The organism is Nocardia nepalensis (assembly GCF_048910785.1).
Lineage (GTDB): Bacteria > Actinomycetota > Actinomycetes > Mycobacteriales > Mycobacteriaceae > Nocardia > Nocardia nepalensis.
Window position 1 is genome coordinate 361954 of record NZ_JBKBET010000028.1, and the last position, 17852, is coordinate 379805.

18 protein-coding genes are annotated in these 17852 nt (G+C 65.8%); 13 read left to right on the plus strand and 5 right to left on the minus strand.

All coding sequences use genetic code 11. The features are described 5' to 3' along the window. Positions 1-50 precede the first annotated feature (50 nt). On the plus strand, positions 51-638 hold the full coding sequence (locus tag ACHQ4I_RS22405; protein ID WP_420773752.1) for an alpha/beta fold hydrolase: 588 nt from the start codon (positions 51-53) through the stop codon (positions 636-638). Beyond that, positions 635-892, plus strand: a complete 258-nt coding sequence (locus tag ACHQ4I_RS22410; RefSeq protein ID WP_420773753.1) for a putative antibiotic biosynthesis monooxygenase — start codon at positions 635-637, stop codon at positions 890-892. The genes ACHQ4I_RS22405 and ACHQ4I_RS22410 overlap by 4 nt, the downstream gene beginning before the upstream one ends. 16 nt (positions 893-908) lie before the next feature. Here the strand turns inward: ACHQ4I_RS22410 and ACHQ4I_RS22415 are convergent, their stop codons facing one another. After that, complete coding sequence (locus ACHQ4I_RS22415) at positions 909-1625, minus strand: TetR/AcrR family transcriptional regulator (protein ID WP_420773754.1); 717 nt, start codon at positions 1623-1625, stop codon at positions 909-911. Between the two features lie 96 nt (positions 1626-1721). On the opposite strand from ACHQ4I_RS22415, the gene ACHQ4I_RS22420 reads away from it, so the two are divergent. Both ACHQ4I_RS22420 and ACHQ4I_RS22425 read left to right on the plus strand, forming a co-directional pair. Further along, positions 1722-2621, plus strand: a complete 900-nt coding sequence (locus ACHQ4I_RS22420) for an AurF N-oxygenase family protein (protein WP_420773755.1) — start codon at positions 1722-1724, stop codon at positions 2619-2621. Further along, a complete protein-coding gene (locus ACHQ4I_RS22425) occupies positions 2618-4294 on the plus strand; it encodes a DUF4873 domain-containing protein (protein ID WP_420773756.1) in 1677 nt (558 codons plus the stop codon). Before ACHQ4I_RS22420 ends, ACHQ4I_RS22425 begins: the two co-directional genes overlap by 4 nt. A gap of 5 nt (positions 4295-4299) precedes the next feature. On the opposite strand, the gene ACHQ4I_RS22430 is transcribed toward ACHQ4I_RS22425, so the two are convergent. Next, a complete protein-coding gene (locus ACHQ4I_RS22430; RefSeq protein WP_420773757.1) occupies positions 4300-5169 on the minus strand; it encodes an alpha/beta fold hydrolase in 870 nt (289 codons plus the stop codon). Between the two features lie 45 nt (positions 5170-5214). Between ACHQ4I_RS22430 and ACHQ4I_RS22435 the strand changes: the two genes are divergently transcribed. Next, entirely contained in the window at positions 5215-5991 is a 777-nt protein-coding gene (locus ACHQ4I_RS22435; protein WP_420773758.1) for an AraC family transcriptional regulator, read from the plus strand. A gap of 15 nt (positions 5992-6006) precedes the next feature. Here ACHQ4I_RS22435 and glnA read toward each other — a convergent pair whose 3' ends face one another. Then, a complete protein-coding gene (gene glnA / locus ACHQ4I_RS22440) occupies positions 6007-7440 on the minus strand; it encodes a type I glutamate--ammonia ligase (protein ID WP_420774177.1) in 1434 nt (477 codons plus the stop codon). Between the two features lie 326 nt (positions 7441-7766). On the opposite strand from glnA, the gene ACHQ4I_RS22445 reads away from it, so the two are divergent. From ACHQ4I_RS22445 to ACHQ4I_RS22465, 5 genes are all read left to right on the plus strand, one after another. Beyond that, on the plus strand, positions 7767-9362 hold the full coding sequence (locus ACHQ4I_RS22445) for a hypothetical protein (RefSeq protein WP_420773759.1): 1596 nt from the start codon (positions 7767-7769) through the stop codon (positions 9360-9362). Between the two features lie 340 nt (positions 9363-9702). Continuing rightward, a complete protein-coding gene (locus ACHQ4I_RS22450; RefSeq protein ID WP_420773760.1) occupies positions 9703-11514 on the plus strand; it encodes an AMP-dependent synthetase/ligase in 1812 nt (603 codons plus the stop codon). Between the two features lie 20 nt (positions 11515-11534). After that, on the plus strand, positions 11535-12707 hold the full coding sequence (locus ACHQ4I_RS22455) for a PucR family transcriptional regulator (protein WP_420773761.1): 1173 nt from the start codon (positions 11535-11537) through the stop codon (positions 12705-12707). A 164-nt stretch (positions 12708-12871) separates the two neighbouring features. After that, entirely contained in the window at positions 12872-13690 is an 819-nt protein-coding gene (locus ACHQ4I_RS22460; RefSeq protein WP_420773762.1) for an AraC family transcriptional regulator, read from the plus strand. Positions 13691-13741: 51 nt separating this feature from the next. Then, positions 13742-14623, plus strand: coding sequence for a sterol desaturase family protein (locus ACHQ4I_RS22465; protein ID WP_420773763.1), 882 nt, complete (start codon positions 13742-13744; stop codon positions 14621-14623). 3 nt (positions 14624-14626) lie between these two features. On the opposite strand, the gene ACHQ4I_RS22470 is transcribed toward ACHQ4I_RS22465, so the two are convergent. Then, entirely contained in the window at positions 14627-15079 is a 453-nt protein-coding gene (locus tag ACHQ4I_RS22470; protein ID WP_420773764.1) for a hypothetical protein, read from the minus strand. Positions 15080-15175: 96 nt separating this feature from the next. Between ACHQ4I_RS22470 and ACHQ4I_RS22475 the strand changes: the two genes are divergently transcribed. From ACHQ4I_RS22475 to ACHQ4I_RS22485, 3 genes are all read left to right on the plus strand, one after another. Further along, positions 15176-15469, plus strand: coding sequence for a DUF6412 domain-containing protein (locus ACHQ4I_RS22475; RefSeq protein ID WP_420773765.1), 294 nt, complete (start codon positions 15176-15178; stop codon positions 15467-15469). Positions 15470-15564: 95 nt separating this feature from the next. Continuing rightward, entirely contained in the window at positions 15565-16446 is an 882-nt protein-coding gene (gene yidC / locus ACHQ4I_RS22480) for a membrane protein insertase YidC (protein ID WP_420773766.1), read from the plus strand. Between the two features lie 306 nt (positions 16447-16752). Continuing rightward, entirely contained in the window at positions 16753-17403 is a 651-nt protein-coding gene (locus tag ACHQ4I_RS22485; RefSeq protein ID WP_420773767.1) for a slipin family protein, read from the plus strand. A gap of 54 nt (positions 17404-17457) precedes the next feature. Here ACHQ4I_RS22485 and ACHQ4I_RS22490 read toward each other — a convergent pair whose 3' ends face one another. Continuing rightward, positions 17458-17835 (minus strand): nitroreductase family deazaflavin-dependent oxidoreductase, encoded by a 378-nt coding sequence (locus ACHQ4I_RS22490; RefSeq protein WP_420773768.1) that lies wholly within the window; start codon positions 17833-17835, stop codon positions 17458-17460. Between the last annotated feature and the right edge of the window lie 17 nt (positions 17836-17852).

The window sequence follows — 17852 nt, forward strand, 5'->3', positions numbered from 1 at the left end:
TATCGTTTGCGAAACGCTACGCAGCGTTTCGATTTAGGAGTTGAGTGACAATGAGTGCGATCGTCGTTAACCACGGGCTCGGAGCACGCGACGACAGCGTGTGGTTCCCGTACTTCGCGGCGGAGTTGACCGCCTCGGGGCATACGGTAAGCATCCCGAATCTGCCCGATCCCGAAGCGCCCCGGCTGGATTCGTGGCGCAAGACCTTCGCCGAGGCCGCGGCCGCGGCCGGTCCGGCGAGCGATACCGTGCTGGTCGGCCACAGCATCGGCGGTGTCAATGTGCTGCGGATGCTCGAACAGCACGATGTCGCCGCGGCCGGGCAATTCGCCGGGGTCCTGCTGGTTTCCACCGCCGCGCACGAGGTCGGCTATGACCTGTTGGCCGAATTCTTCGACGGACCGTTCGACTGGGCGCGCATCCGCACCGCGGCTCGTGAGTTCCGCGTGTTGGCGGCCGTCGACGATCCGGTCAATGTCCCCGATCCGGTCGAACACGTCGGACTGCTGGTCCGCGGCTTGGGGGCCACCGCGGTGCTGACGGCGACCGGTAGCCACCTGGGCAACTATCCCGACGATCACATCGAACTGCCCGAGGCGGTTCGGTTGGTCGGCGAAATCCGAGCGGCCACACGATGATTCAGCAGCAGACCAACGAAAACAGCCAGCCTGCTGTACAACCCGCGGGTCCGGTCAAGTGGAAGCTGTGGCTGCTGACGGTGGTCGGGATCTATCCGCTGCTCACCGTGCTGGTGACGGCTACCGCGCCGCTGCTCGACTCGATCGCACCGCCGCTTCGGCTGGCGATCATTGTTCCGATCGCCGTCGCGGCCATGGTGTGGGTCGTCATGCCGTTGCTGACCCGCCGCTTCGCGCGGTGGCTCATGCGATGACCCGCGCGAGGCGATTCTATTGGGACCGTACCGGTTCCGCGCGGTTCAGTAGATCGCTCACGATCGTGTCCCGCTCCAGCGGCACCCCGAGGCTGCGCGCATTGCCTTCGAAAAGCGCCAGCACCGATTCGGTCAGAATGCCCTCGACCTGATCGGAGGTGAGGGTGGTCGCGGCGTCGGAGCGCCAGTTGCTCACGAAGCCGTCGACGAAGCCGATAATGCCGAAGGCCATCGGACGGGCGCGGTTCGGGTCGATACCGAAGCGCGCCAACGAGATGGCGAAGAGGTCGGCGAGTCTGCCGCCGATGCGATCGCGCGCGCCGGTCAGCGCCTGGGACGAATCCCCTTGTGGTGCGGCGTCACCCAGGAATCGGTGCAGATTCGGATGACGCTCCACCCAGCCGACATAGGTACCGACGGCACCGCGCACCGCATCACGCAAGGTGCCGTCGGGCTGCAGAGTCGGCATCAGCGCCCTCAGCAGTGAATTCAGGATCTCCTGACGGATCTGCTCGTCGAGATCGGCGCGCCCGTCGAAATGCCGGTACACCACCGGCCGCGGCAACCGCAGCCGGTCCGCGATCGCCTGCACGGAGACCTCGACTCCCTGCTCTTCGATCACCGTGATCGCCGCGTCGATGACATCGGCGCGGCGACGGGCCTTGTGGCCGTTCCAGCGGGTGCTGCGGCCATCTGCCCCCGCGGGCTCGCGCTTTCCGCTGGTCGTGGTCACAAAATCACGATACCCGCCCGACTATTGACCGTGACAGACTGTCACACTAATCTGAGTGTAACAGCTTGTATCGGGTATTCGAGAGTTGGAGCTGACATGGGCAACGAGGCCGCAGTCATCCCGCAGGAATCCTTCGCGCAGCGACTGCTGACCGGTTCGGTGAAGAAGTCCTATGAACCTGCCGTCGATATGGACTGGGACGCGCCACTGGATCCGGACAAACTCTTCCTGCCGCCCGAGATCATCTCGCTGTACGGCACCGCGCTGTGGGAATCGATGAGCCCGCAGGAGCGCCGCGAACTGTCACGCCAGGAGCTGGCCAATGTGCTGTCGGTCGGCATTTGGTTCGAGAACCTGCTCAACCGGCTGCTGCTGCGGGAACTGCTGCGCGACGATCCGACCACCCGCCATTCGCACTACACGCTCACCGAAATGGGCGACGAGTGCCGGCACATGATGATGTTCGGCAAGCTGATCGACCGGATCGAGGCGCGCCCGTATTGGCCGCGACTGCCGGGACGGCTGGCCATCGGTGCGCTGCCGCTGTTCCTGCGCGGGTCGATGACCTGGGTTGGCGCGCTGGTCGGTGAGGAGATCTTCGACGCACTGCAGCGGCGCACGCTCGACGATCCGCAGCTGCAGCCCTTGGTTTCTCGGGCAATGCGCATTCATGTCACCGAGGAGGCGCGGCATATCGGATTCGCGCGTGACGCGCTCGTGCGGCGGGTGCCGACCATGTCGCGGCCCGAATTGGCCTACACCCGTTTGTGTGTCGCCGTTGCCGCGCCGCTATTCGTCTATCTGATGACCAACCGGCACATGTACGACCGCGCCGGGCTGGACGGGCGCGCGGCCCGGCGGATCGCGACGAACAACCCCTACGCCAAGAAGGCACTCGGCACCGGTGCGGCGAATCTCGGTGCGTTCCTGGACAAGCAGGGGCTGATCGGTCCGGTGGGCAAGGCGATCTGGCGCTGGCGGGGGCTGTACACGTGACCGAACCCGAAATCGTCATTGTGGGTGCCGGTTTCGGCGGTATCGGCATGGCCATCGAATTGCGCAAGGCCGGTTTCGACGACTTCGTCCTGTTGGAGAAGGCCGACGAGATCGAACCGAATCAGCGCTGGACCCGTACGTTCGCCCGGCAGCCGGAGATACTGGACCATCTGCGCCGCACTGTGGACAAGTTCGATATTCGCAGGCATATTCGGCTGCGGTCGGAGGTTGTCGCGCTCGATTTCGATGACGAGACCGATCGCTGGCATGTGCGCACGGCGGACGGGCGGCACTTCCGGCCGCGCTCGGTGGTGATGGCTCCGGGATCGCTGCGCGAGCCGAGCGTGCCGGACTTGCCGGGCCGGGATGCGTTCCGAGGACGCAGTTTTCACTCCGCGCAGTGGGATCACCACTTCGATATCACCGGCAAGCGCATCGCGGTCATCGGAACCGGTGCCAGCGCTGTGCAATTCGTGCCGCGGATCGCGAAGCAGGCCGAGCGGGTGACGGTGTTCCAGCGCACACCGCATTGGATCGTGCCGAAACGGGATCGGCCATTGTCACTGGTAGAGCATCGGATGTTCCGGTATCTGCCCGGATCGCAACGGCTCTACCGCTGGGCGATCTATTTCGGCTACGAATCGTTGACCCCGGCGTTCATGAATCCGAAGCACATGCGTCGCGCGGAGGTCGTGGCGCGGGCGCATTTGCGTCGTCAGGTGACCGACCCGGAACTGCGGCGTGGCCTCACGCCCGATAATCGGCTCGGATGTACGCGAATTCTGGTGTCCGACAACTACTATCCGACGCTGCAACGCGACGACGTGACGCTGGTGACCTCGCCGATAGCCTCGATCACCGAGTCCGGGATCGTCACCACGGACGGCATCGAACAGGAATTCGACGCCATCGTGTACGACACCGGATTCAAGATCTCCGACCAGCACATCGTCGGCGCGAACGGGCTCACGCTCCAAGAAGCCTGGCGCGAAGGGATGGCAGGCTTCCTCGGCGTTGCCGTGCACGGGTTCCCGAACCTGTTCCTCATCATGGGTCCGAATTCCGGTGGTGGGAACCAATCCATCGTCTTCATGATCGAAGCGCAGGCCCGATACATCCGCCAATGCCTGGAGCTGTTGCGAAAGACCTCGAACACGCGGATCGAGGTGCGGGCCGCCACGCAGCACGAGTTCAATCGCCGTGTGCAGTCGAAACTTGCCGGTACCGTGTGGAATTCGGGTGGCTGCCGGAGTTGGTACCTAGACGAGCACGGCGTCGGTCGCGCCGCGTGGCCGGGCTCCGGCCTCTCCTACTGGCGCACCATGCGCAGACCGGACCCCCGACACTACGACCTCACCGTCCCAGCGGATCGCGAACCGGCACACGAGTATTCGGGTCCGGCGCTCCTCGACGCCCCCGGTGCGGAGGTTCCGGTCGAAGTCACCCTCAGCGGTCACCCGGACCCGATCGATGGCCGCTACCACTGGTACGGACGCGTCGCCCCGAGCGACGGCCACAAGTTGCCCGATCCAGGACGCGGCGAGGTGCTGCTCACCCTGCCCGGCGGCGAGCCCACCCCGGGCCGCCTGCAGGAGCGCGATCCCTGGGGAAACCTCCGCATCGTCGGCATCGGCACCCCGCCCTACCCCCTGGCGGCCGTCGCCGCGCACTGATCGGGCTATGTCGCCGGGCGCAGGAGCCAGGCGCGCAGTGCCGCGGTGACCTCGTCGGGACGCTCCTCCATGACGAAGTGGTTGCCGCCGTCGATGCGGACGAGCGTGGCATATGGGATGCGGTCGGCCAGTTCCTGGGCGGTGCGCAAGGGAATGGCCGGGTCGCGGTCACCCCAGATGACCGTCGTCGGGCAGCTGATCGCATCGAGTCCGACGGCCAGTTCCGGGCGGACGCGGACGCGGTAGCCGGACCAGAAGTGGGCATTCCAGCGGCGACCGGCCACGGTGTCCAGGGCGGCGAGGTATCGGCTCAGCTGTTCGGTGCCGAAGGACCCGTTGCGCACATAGCGTGCGAGACCGACGCGATGCACCCAGCGGATCGGTGCTGCGGTGAGCAGCGGGCGCAGCAGCGCGATGCGTGCCATTACCGTCAGCAAGCCGAACAACAGGTAGTACGGCGGTGTGAAGACGCCCTGGGCCCGCGAATTCAGGATCGCGAAGCGGCGCACCCGTTGCGGATGACGCTGCAGAAAACCCAATCCCAGGAAGCCGCCATAGTCGTGACAGGCCAGATCGACACGCTCCAAACCGAGCGCATCCAGCATGCGCCCGATCCGCTCGACCTCGCTGTCATAGTCACAACTCAATGCCGTATCCCGGTCGGAAGCACCCCACCCGAGCCAGTCCGGCACGATGACCCGGCGCGATAAGGCGAGCGGCCCGATCTGGTGCCGCCACGCGGCGTGACTCTCCGGCCACCCGTGCAGCAGTACCAGCGGATCGCCCTGCCCGACATCGACATAGCGCAGCCGTGCGCCATCGACCGTCACCTCCCGCAGCTCGAAGGCCGACTCCACCTGCCCATCCAGCTTCATCTCTGATCTCCCGTCTGTCCTGCGACTTTCTGTATCGTCGCGGACATGGCACGGTCGGCACTTCCAGAAACGTGCGCCCCCGACATCGCGGTCACTCCGGCGCGGCTGTGGCTGCGGCTCGGACACGCGATCTACATCGGGCCCGGGATGGCCCTCGGCGCACACTCCACCGCGATCGCCGGTCTCGGGGTGGGATTGGACGGCCCGTTCCGGGTCCGGGTGGCCGATGCTCCGGATATCACCGCCCGCAGCTTCCTCTTCCGCGCCCGCGTCAGCCACCACATCCTGGACACCGACGTCGCCAAGCTCTTCTGCTTCTTCGACCCGACCTCGGCCAATATGGCCCGCTGTCTCGGCGGGATGCGGCGCACCGTCCACGGCTACAGCGCCGACCACCGGCACGAGGCCGAGCTGATCGAGATGTGCGCCGATCCCGCGCCGGATATCGACCGCCTCCTAGAGCTCGCCAGCATCCCCGTCCCCACCATCCGCGATCCCCGCATCGCCGCAGTCGCATCGGCCATCCGCGCCGACCCGACCCAACCGCAGCGCGCCGCCGAAAAGGCAAGCGCCGCAGGACTATCCACCTCCTACTTCCTGCGCACCTTCGCCGAACAGACCGGCACCAGCTTCCGCCGCTACGTGCAATGGGCCCGGATGCTGCACGTGGCCAAGGCCTATGCCGCTGGCCACGACCTCACCCGGGCCGCCGTCGACGCGGGCTTCGCCTCCCCGTCGCATTTCAGCGACACCTTCCGCGCCATGTTCGGGCTGACCCCGACCGCGTTCACCACCATCAATGGCGAACTCCATATCGACTGATTTCGACCCCGAGGTCTACACGTCGAAATAGAGGTCGAATTCGTAGGGGTGGGGGCGGACATTGATCTCGGAGATCTCGGTGTCGCGCTTGAGCCGGATCCAGGTTTCCAGGAGGTCGTCGGTGAAGACATTGCCCTCGGTGAGGTAGTCGTTATCGGCTTCCAGGCGATCGATGACGCTTTCGAGGCTCGGCGGGGTTTGGGTGACCTCGGCGGTCTCCTCAGGGGTCAGTTCGTAGAGGTCCTTATCGATCGGTGCGGCGGGTTCGATCTTGCGGCGAATGCCGTCCAGACCGGCCATCATCATGGCGGCGAAGGACAGGTAGGGATTGCCAGAGGAGTCGGGGCAGCGGAATTCGAGGCGCTTGGCCTTCGGATTGGCGCCGGTGACCGGAATGCGTATGGCCGCTGAACGATTGCGCTGGCTGTAGACGAGATTGACCGGCGCCTCGAAACCGGGAACCAGACGCTTGTAGGAGTTCACGGTCGGATTGGTGAACGCGAGCAGCGACGACGCGTGACGCAGCAGCCCGCCGATATAGTGCCTGGCCAGATCGGACAGGCCCGCATAACCCGCCTCGTCGTAGAACAGCGGTGTGCCGTTCAGCCACAGCGATTGGTGCACGTGCATGCCGGAACCGTTATCACCGAACAGCGGTTTGGGCATGAAGGTGACGGTCTTGCCCTCGGCCCACGCGGTGTTCTTGATGATGTACTTGTAGAGCTGCAGATCATCGGCGGCGGCCAGCAGGGTGTTGAATTTGTAGTTGATCTCGGCCTGGCCCGCGGTGCCGACCTCGTGGTGGCCCTTCTCCAATTCGAAGCCCGCGTTCTGCAGGTTGGTGCACATCCGGTCGCGCACATCGACGTCGGCGTCATACGGGGCCACCGGGAAATAACCGCCCTTGGCGCGCACCTTGTAGCCGCGGTTGATGGTGCCGTCCGGATTGTACTTCGCACCGGTGTTCCAGTCGGCGGAAGACGAATCCACCTCGTAGAAGGCACCGTTCATTTTCGTGTCGTAACGCACGGCGTCGAAGATGTAGAACTCCGCCTCGGGGCCGAAATAGGCGGTATCGGCGATGCCGGTGCTCTTCAGATACTCCTCGGCCTTGCGCGCGATATTGCGCGGATCGCGACTATAGGCCTCGTGGGTATGCGGATCGTGTACGAAGCAGTTCAGATTCAATGTCTTCGCGGCACGGAACGGATCCAATTTCGCGGTGCCCAGGTCCGGCAGCAGCAACATATCGGACTCGTGGATCGACTGGAAGCCCCGCACCGACGAACCGTCGAAGGCGATCCCGTTGTCGACCAGATCAGCGCCGAATGCGGCGGCCGGAATCGAAAAATGTTGCTGGACACCGGGAACGTCGCAGAATCGAATATCGACGTATTCGACTTCCTCGGCGCCGATGTACTCCAGCACTCCCTCGGTGGTGGCAGTCAAGGTTGCTCGCTCTTCCAGCACGGCTCGCTCCTCGCTCTCGCGGCGCAGGTTTTTTCCGCGGGTGGCGAGGCGACCTTCACCTGAGGACGGACCCGTCCCGGGTCACGGCAGGTCCTGCTCGCCGAGTCTCACCATACGACTTCGGCATCAGCGGCGGACCGAATCCCGACGAGAAATGGACCGATCCGGCATCACCCGCCTGGGCACCCGCACAAAGATCGCGGGTGGGCTTCGGCATACTGCCGATACCGCCGCCCGCGGCACCCGGGTGAGCTGGACCTCACGCCGGTCCCGATCGCCGGTGCGTGCGGTTCGAAAGGTATGACATGACTTCGTCTGCGCTGCGGTCCGCCGCGGTGAGCGCCCTGTGCTGCGCGGTGCTGGCCGCCGCGACTACCGTGCACGCGGCCGCCGAGCCGGGCCGAACCTGGTACGTCAGCGCCGCCGCCGTGCCCGGCGGAAACGGGACGGAGGCAACACCTTTCAATACCTTAGCCGCGGTCCAGCAGGCATCCGACGCGGGCGACACCATCATCGTCCTCGCCGCCCCCGCTCCGCTCGACGGGGGAATTGCGTTGAAGTCCGGCCAGCACCTCGTCGGTCGCGGCGGCACGCTCACCAATACCACCGCCGCCAATGACGGTGACGCGGTGCGCCTGGCCCCTGACACCGAGGTCCGCGACCTGATCGTCGCGGGCGCGCAGCGTGGCGGCATCTACGGGCGCAATATCGGCGGCGTGGTCCTCGCGGGCAATACCGTCACCGGTGCCAACCGCGCCTGCCACGACGGCTTCATCGTCCAGCCGTTCCCGCCGATGCTCGGTGTCCCGTTCGGCATGTCGCTGCCGGTCGCCCCGAATCTGGTCGCCCTGAATAACGGCTGGGCCGCCATCATGATCGACTCCGACAGCGGTTCGAGCTCGCTCACCCTGGAACGGAATACGGTGCGCGACACCGCCTGTGGCGACGGCATCGACGTGCGCACCTCGGGCACGGCCCAGGTCACCGCCACGTTGATCGACAATCTCGCCGAGAACGTCAACGAGGGCCTGGCCAAACTCTCGGTACTCGCCATGGGCCTGCAGAGCACCGGAACCTCGGCGCTCACCGCCACCCTGCACGGCAATACTCAGCGCAATATCGCTGTGCCCGAAGCGGATCCGAGTAACGCGGTCGCCGACAGCGAGGGCATCTTCGTCAATGCCGCTGGCCGGGCGCGGATGCGCATCGCCATCGACCACAACACCTACGCGCACGGCGGCGGCCACTTCTCCGCCAACGGCCTCGAATTCGTCACCAGCAATGGCACCCCCGACAGCGAGGTGATCCTCACCAACAGCGAATTCCGTGACGTGCCCGGCGATATCGTGCAGAACCTCAACCTCAGCGCCGAGGGCGCGCGCCACGCCATGACCATCGACGGGCTCACCGCCGCGGGCTCCAACTTTCCCGGCGCCGCGCTCAACCCGCTGGTGCCGGGCAATCTCGGAACTTGCCTGTTCTCCGCGAGTTTCGGCCGCGACGACCACACCGCGCTGACTTTGCGCAACGCCCACCTCGAACATTGCAGCGCCGACGGCATCGGCGTCTACGCCTACTCCCCCAACGGCGGTAATCCGGCCACTCACGAGATGAGCTTCGCTATCTCCGACACCACCCTCAGCGACACCGCAGTCGCCGACCTACACGTCCGCACCGTCGGCGACCTGACCCTGACCGGCTCCATCGAACGCTCCACCTTCCCGGGCGAGATCACCCTCGCCCAATCCGACGGCACCCTCACCCCGCCCTCCATCCTCGACTTCGGCGGCGGCCGCCTGGGCAGCGCGGGCCAAAACTGCCTCTCCCCCAACGCCACATCCACCCTCACCACCCCCCAACTCCCCCTCCAACCCCCCACCCCCTCGCCCCCCTGCGCCTGATCAAGATCAGGTGGAATCCATGGCGGCATCGCCCGAGAAGCCCCCGCCGCCAGTGCCACCTGATCTTGGTTCCGTGGCCGAAACTGTCGCTGGTGTGGCGGGAGCTGTCCTTTGGATTTCGAGCGGGGTGGCGCAGGGTGAGGCAGCAAGGGGACGGGGCATACCCAACCTGACGGTTCGGCGGATTTGGTCAGGTGCATAAGGGGGAGCGCGACAGTCTGCGTGTTTGCCGATAGCGCCGCGGTTTGCCAATGCGTTGTGCTGGTAGGTGACGGTGAGGTCAGCTGCGTGGTCGCTGGTGGCGGTGTGGCCTCGACACCATTGAGTAGAAGGTTGGGTCTTGGTTTCATCGACAGAGCCGGCGGGCCAGGCCCGTCCGGACACGCTTTGTGCGGCTTTCCAAGCGAATGCCGTGAAGTATCCGCACGTGGTCGCGCTGCGCACCATGGGTGGAGCGGTGGCGATCACCTGGGGTGAGTACGCCCAGCGGGTGCGCACCATCGCCTGCGGTCTGGCCGCCCTCGGTCTGCGCCGCGGCGACACGGTGGCGTTGATGATGACCAACCGTCCCGAATTCCATCTCTGCGATACAGCCGTCCTGCACGCGGGCGGCACCCCGTTCTCGGTGTACAACACCAACCCGGTCGACTTGCTCGCGTACCAGTTCGGCAATGCGGGCAACAAGATCGTGATCTGCGAACGCCGGTTCGCGCCGCAGATCCTCGAGGCCGTGGAAAAGGCCGCGGTCCAAGGCAATCACGTCGAGCACGTGATCTGCGTCGACGAGGCACCGGCGGGAACGATCGCACTCTCGGACGTGGAGACGGCCGAGGCGGATGGCTTCGACTTCGAAACCACATGGCGCAGTGTGAAACCCGAGGATCTGCTCACCATCGTCTACACCTCGGGCACCACAGGACCGCCGAAGGGTGTCGAACTCACCCATACCAATTTCCTCGAAAACGCGCGCGTCATAGCGACATTCGGCGGTGGGAGCGGCCGCGACCGGGTCATTTCGTATCTGCCGGACGCGCACGCCGCCAACCGCTGGTTCGCGCACTATCTCACCATGCTGGAGGGCGGCGAGATCACCACCGTCGCCGATCTGAAGCAGGTCGCCGAGGCGCTGGCCGAAGTGCACCCGACCGTCTTCCTCGGCGTCCCTCGGATCTGGGTGAAGGTGAAGGGCGCACTCGAGGAGCGTTTCGCCGCCGAACCCAGCCCGATCAAGCGCGCGCTGGTCCAGTGGGCGGTACGCGCCGGACGCGCCCGCGCCAGGGCCGCCTCCGATGGCCGCGCGCTCGGGCTGGTCGAAAAAATCCGGTACCACCTCGCCGATCGCCTGGTCCTCGCCGCTATCCGCACCCGACTCGGCCTGGATCAGGCCCGCGCCGCGGTCACCGGTTCGGTGGCCATCCCGCCCGACGTGCACGAGTTCTTCCTCGGGCTCGGTCTGCCGTTATGCGAGGGATACGGCATGACCGAATGCACGGCGGGTGCGACGCTCAACGGTCCCGACCGCGTCAAGATCGGCACGGTCGGGACCCCGCTACCGGGCGCCGAGGTGAAGCTCGCTGACGACGGCGAGGTGCTGATCCGCGGCAAGATGGTCATGCGCGGCTACCGCGACGATCCGGAAAAGACCGCCGAGACAATCGATGCGGATGGCTGGCTGCACACCGGCGATATCGGCTCGATCGACGCCGACGGCTACCTCTCGATCGTCGACCGCAAGAAGGAACTCATCATCAACGCCGCGGGAAAGAATATGTCCCCCGCCAATATCGAGAACACCATCACCGAGAACTGCCCGCTCGCTGGCACCGTCGTGGTGATCGGTGAACAGCGGCCCTACAATACGGCGCTGATCTGCCTCGATCCCGATCTGACCCGGGCCTTCGCGCAACGCCACGGGCTCACCGAAACCACCGTCGCCGGGTTGTCGAAGAATCCGGAGATCTTGGCGGCAATCGAGCAAGGTGTGGCCGCCGCCAATGGCAAACTCTCCCGGGTGGAGCAGATCAAGAAGTACATCGTGCTACCCGAGGTGTGGGAGCCCGGCAGCGATGTCCTGACGGCCACCGGCAAACTCAAGCGCACCCCGATCGCCACCCGCTACACGGATACGATCGAGAGCCTGTACTCGAAGTAGGTCCGGGACGGAGAAGTTCAATGATGCCATCGCGGACCCGAGTCTTCGACGATCTGCACCGCAGAGCCGCGTCGCTGGTCGACGGGTTCTACGCGACGATGCCGCCGTATCCGCGGATACCGCAATCACTGGTGGAGACCGATTTCGCGCGCGGCACGAAGCTCAACGTGGACCTGTTCTTCGAGTATCTGCGCCGCGGGACCGAACCCGTGGAGGCGGACACGCGCGAACTCGTCGAGCTCGCCATGGACCGGCTCCGCGACGGCACGCCACTGCCGGAAGTGCTGGATCGGTATCGGCTCGGCGCGGCCTTCATCTGGGAGCGGCTGCGCGAATCGGCCACCGCCGCCGAACGGGATCTGCTGCTGGACGCCTCGCTGGTGCTGCTGAAGTACGTCACCCTGGTAACCACCCGCATCGCCACCGCGGCCACCCAGCGCTCACACGATCCGCGGTGGGAACTGCTGGAGCGCCGCCGCGGCATCGCCGACGCCCTGCTCACCGGGCGCGACCCGGTGGAGTGGGCCAATGATCCGGTCATCCCGGTCGCCGACGCCTTCCTCGTCGCGGTATTCCGCCTGTGCGGCACCCGCGGCGGGCCCGCGTCCGCGCTGCGGCACCGGGTGGAGGCGATACCCGGGGTCTTCCTGCGGCTGGACGCGGGCGGGTGGACCGCGCTGATCCCGCTGCAACCCGGCGACGACGGCACGTCCGCGATAACCGGCCTCACCACCCGCCTGCCCGCGCACCAGCCCGGCCAGGTGCCGCCGTACTGGGTCGGCGTCGGCGCGGCGGGGAGCCGGCCGGAGATTCCGACGATGTTCGCCGAGGCGCGGGTGCTCGCCGAACTCGGCCGCTGCCTGACTCGCCGCGAAATCCTCTGTCGCCGAACGAATTTGCAGTTCGAGTACACGGTGGCGGTCAGCGATGCGGCGCGGCCGGGGCTGGCCTCGGTGCTCGCGCCCCTGGATACCCAGCCGATGCTGGCGGAGACCCTGGAGGTATTCGTCGACAGCGGATTCAACCAGTTGGCGACCGCGCGACAACTCAGCGTGCATCGAAATACCGTGACCTACCGTCTGTCCCGCGTGCACGAACTCACCGGCCTCGACCCGCACCGGCCCGCCGATGCGATGACCCTGTCGGCGGCCCGTCTGGCCCGCCGTCTCGAATCCGCCGACTTCGCCCCCTGACGCGTCCGACAACCGCACGTTGATTCCCGGACACCCCCACCGCCGTCGGTTGGTCACCGAGTTCCTGGATCGCGTCGCCGTTACCCGGACAGCGGCGGTATGACCGGGATAGTCTCCGTGAGGGATCCGATTCGGGATTCGCAGTCACCCGGGAGCGTCCGATGATGAAGGCTCTGGTTACCAACGGGGCAACCACCTCCCCCCGATCCGTGCACTACGTCTCCGGGTCACCCGGTGAACTGCGTTGGGAGGGCACCGCACTGCTGCGCGCAGGCGTGCTCGCCTTCGGCGGCAGCATAGGCGCCACCGCACTGCACGCCCACCACGCCGTCCAGGTGATCGCCGCGTGCACGCCGGTGGTCGTGGTGGACGCCAGCGGCATCCGGCATCAAGGCTCGCACGTCATCGTGCCCGCCGACGCACCGCACCGCATCGCATCCGGCGCCGAACGCGGCACCGCGATCTATCTCGACCCCGAATCCGTCGCGGGCGCGGCCGCCGACCGCAGGGCCCACACCTACGGATGGGCCGACAGCGCACATTCGCTACCCATCGATCCGGAGCGGGAGACCCTGGCGGAACTGGTCGCCGAAGTCGTCGACGATCTCGAGCGCGACGATTCACACATCGTCGAGCCGGGCCGCCACGAGGCGGTCACCGAGGTGCTGGAGCTACTGCCGTCGCTGGTCGGCGACGGCCCGATCCGCGGCGCGGAGGTCGCCCGGCGGGTCGGCATCTCCGCGACCAGGCTCACCCACCTGTTCACCGAACAGGTCGGAATTCCGTTGCGCCCCTACATACTCTGGCTCCGACTACATGTGGCGATAACCCGCGTACGCTCCGGCGACGACCTCACCGCCGCCGCACACGCCGCCGGCTTCGCCGACAGCTCCCATCTGACCCGCACCTGTCGCCGCACCTTCGGCCTGCCCCCATCGGCCCTGAGCCGCCGCGTCCAGTGGGATCTCGGCGACGCACCCTAGGTCGACCGAATCGTTCAAGTGATCGCGGGCATCGCCGACCAGGCTTGCCCCATGACCACCGTTACCCGCACACCCACGCAGCGTCTCGCGCGCTACGGCTACGTGCCCTTCATGCTGATCGGCCTCAATGGCATCGGTATCGCACTGAGTTCGATTGGTGCGCCGAAGTTTTGGCTGTTGCTCGTACTCGCTGTCGCGATCGTCGCGTCATTTCTGGTGGAGCGGGTGATTCCATACGAGGCCGACTGGAATCACGACTCGAACGACACCCTGCGCGATCGCATCCATGTCTTCGTCAATGAAATGCTCATCCTGCTCAGCGTCACCTCGATTCCGCTGCTGGCCGCCATCGTGCCCGCGCCCGGCATCTGGCCGACATCGTGGCCGTTCATCTGCCAGGTCCTCATCGCCATCCTCGTCGCGGATCTGGGCATAACCCTGGTGCATCTGGCCAGTCACAAGGTCGGGTTCCTGTGGCGCTTCCACGCCGTGCACCACAGCGTAAAACGCTTCTACGGCCTCAATGGTTTGATGAAACATCCATTGCACCAGACCATCGAGATGGCCGCCGGTGTCGCTCCCCTGATCCTGATCGGGCTGCCGTCGAATGTGGCTGCCGCCCTTGCCCTTTCGGTCGCCATCCAACTGCTGCTGCAACATTCCAATGCCGACTACCGCATCGGACCGGCCAAATATCTGCTGGCACTGAACGAAGGGCATCGCTTCCATCACCTGAAGTTCGCCGGTATCGGCGACGTCAATTTCGGCCTGTTCACCCTGATCTGGGATCACCTGTTGCGCACCTATTCCTACGATCCGGCGCGCCGCTTCGTCACCGATGACCTCGGCATGGCCGCGAAACCCGACTACCCGACCGCCTACGTCGACCAGCTCATCTACCCGTTCACACCGGACGGCGGCTGTGAAATGTAGTCGCTACCCGGCCGATCGATGCCGGATGAACCAGGCCGTGGATTCCCGTTTGCACAGCATCACGATGACGGCGAAAGACAGAGCCAGTCCCGCGAAACCCGGCAGCGGGCCCACGGCCGTCAACCCGAGACAGAGGAATCCGGAAATGGCCGCGAGCGCAACGCCGATCACCTGCACGGTCCGGCCGTTCATGCCGAATGCGAAGGCGACACCACCGAGCAACCAGGCGAACAGATAGCCGAACGCGATCGCACCCCCGAGATCCGGATTCCTGGTCACGATGGCGAAGCCGATGAGTGCGATGCCGAGTCCGGCCAGGCACCAGGACAGGGTTCGGGCCATGCGAACGGTTGCGGGCATGACCTCCGGCGTTCCCGCAAAACCGTAGTGGCGCGGGTCGTAATCGGCATATTCGGAACTCGCCGGGTCGTCGGGTGAAGAGTCGTACGAATTCACGGCACTGCTCCTTCGATAGATGAGGCCATCATCAATTTCGGTGAGCGCCCGGTCACTATATCGCCGGGAGGGCGCACCGGCCGGTAGGCTCGGGGCATGTTCTCGCGGGTACACCTGATGGCGTTCGCGGTCTTCGCACTCGTCGTACCCGCGCTCGCCCTGGCCGCGGCTCCGTCGAATGAACCGGCGGCACTGGCCGTCTTCGGCGTCATCGCCGCATCACTGGCCCTGACGCTGACCGCATTGCAGAGCACTCCGCTATCGCTGGCGGTGGCCCACTCGGGTCCGCCCTCGGCACAGCGCCGTCGCAGGGGTTCTTTCCTGCGCCAGAGCAATCCCGACACCGCGGGACGTCCGCGCCCCCGAGCACCTGGGTCGGCCGCCGCGTAGCGACTCCCTTGCCGGTCGCGGCATACCGCCCGGCAATTCGGCCGAACATTCCCATCGACGTGTGCCCGCGCACGTTCGCACAGTCAGGTGCTCTCATGCTCGACTTCATTTACTATCCGGTGTCCGCCATTCTCTGGTTGTGGCACACCGCCTTTGCCGCCGTCCTCGGTCCCGCCAGTGGCATCGCCTGGGTACTCGCGGTGATATTTCTCGTCATCACCCTGCGCGCCGCGCTGTTCCTGCCGTTCATGAAACAGGCGCGCACGCAGGCGGCCATGCAGCGACTGCAGCCGCGCGTCAAAGCCATCCAGAAGAAATACAAAGACGATCCGCAGCGCAAGAACACCGAACTCCAACAGCTGTTCAAGGACAACGGAATCAATCCCTTCGCCAGCCTGGTTCCACTGGTCGCGCAGATATTCGTCTTCGTCGGCCTGTTCCATGTGCTGCGATCGTTCGACCGCACCGGCACCTTCGACTACCTATCGTTCGGGCGCACCGCGACCATGACGGCCGACCAGAACGCCGCCACCGCGAATTACCTCTTCGGCCCCACCGACGTACAGTCGTTCCTGCACGCCGACCTCTTCGGCGCGCCCCTGTCGGCAACGCTCGCGGGTGCGGGCGAGTTGCTGTCGGCCGTGGCGATCATCGCGCTACCGCTCATGCTCATCGCCGCTGTCGCAACGCATTTCACGGCGCGCGCCGGACTGGACCGGCAGACCGGATCCACACAGCTCCCGTTCATGCGCTCCCTCACCCTATGGGCATTCCCGGCCACCGCGGTTGTCGGCGGCGCGCTGCTGCCGGTGGCGATCCTGCTGTACTTCGTCACGAACAACGCGTGGACGCTGGCCCAACAGCATTTCGTCTACCGACGCCTCGATGCCGAAACGGCCACCGAGGCAATGCCACTCGTCGCCGAGGTGAACTCGGCCCCGAAACCCGGCGTGAAACCGAAGCGGCAGCAGCGGTAATAAATCATTCGCACGCCCACGGCCGCGATGCCTATGGTTGTCGGAGATCGAGTCAAGGGGCGCACCGGAATCTCCGGCCCGCGTTCCCCGTGTCGGGCTCGGTCTCTTACCTGGCGAAGGGCGCAAGCCTGGATGAGGTTCGATTCCTCTGCGATGCCACCCGGTTCCGGTCGGATACGGCGAGCGGCTCTGCGGGCTCCACGGCTACGGCCGCGGGACGCCCCCGCCGCGGACCCGTGACCGGGACCGGGTGACATTCGAAATGACAAGGCAGCCAACGACACACGCCACGGGAGGAGTGAAAATATGTACACGACGGTCATGGAATGGCAGCGGACGCTGCTGTACCGGGACGGCACACTCGAGCGTGTGCTCGAGCCCGGACGCCACCGCTACGACGACAAGCGCTGCACACTGATCGCCGTGGACATGCGGCCCCGGCTGCTGCATATCAGTGGACAGGAACTGCTCACCCTCGACGGACTCTCGCTGCGGGTCAGCTACGCGTTGAACTGGCAGGTCATCGATCCGCAGGAATTCACCACAGGCGCGCAGTACCCGGAGCAGGTGCTCTATGCCGCGGTGCAGGACGCCGCACGCCGGGCCGTGGCGGGCCACACCCTCGACGAACTCGTCGCCGACCGCGCACTACTTGTCGGCGATCTCGTCGAAATCGCCACGGCGGTAGCCGGACTCGGTATACGCGTCGACGGGCTCAATGCCCGCGACCTGATGCTGCCGGGTGAATTGCGCAGGGCGGCACTGGAAACGGTGCTCGCCAAGGAGCACGGTCGCGCGGAACTCGAACGAGCCCGCGCCGAGGCCGCGGCACTGCGGTCACTCGCCAACACCGCGCGTCTACTCGAGGAGCACCCGGCGCTGCTGCGGCTGCGCACCCTACAGGTGGCGGCCACACCGGGCACGCAGGTGGTGCTCGACCCCCGCGAGCGCCCCTGAGCCGACACGAACCCCCTTGTCCACTGGGACAAGGGGGTTCGGTGCCCAAGGCTGCTACGCGCGACGAGCCTGCAAGTAGTACTTGGCCGACATCATCTTCAACGCCTGCCGGATGACGGGTGGCGCCCACCGCGCCGACGGATCGTGTTCCACCACCGGATCGATCAGCAGGACCACTGTGCCTTTGGTCTCGAGCTCGAAACCGCCTGCGGCCGTGATGTTCTTCACCCAGTCGACATCGCGGCCGTAGGTGAGCGCGATGCGGTACACACCATCGTCATCGAACGCCAACACCGGAGTTCTATAGGAGCGCCCCGATTTTCGTCCCTTGTGGACGACAATGCTCATCGGCGGAACCCGACCGGCCAATCGGCCGAGGATCGGATTGGTGATATGGCGGTTCAATTTCGCCAGTGCGCGCGGAAGCACCATCTGGGGCGGTCCTCTCT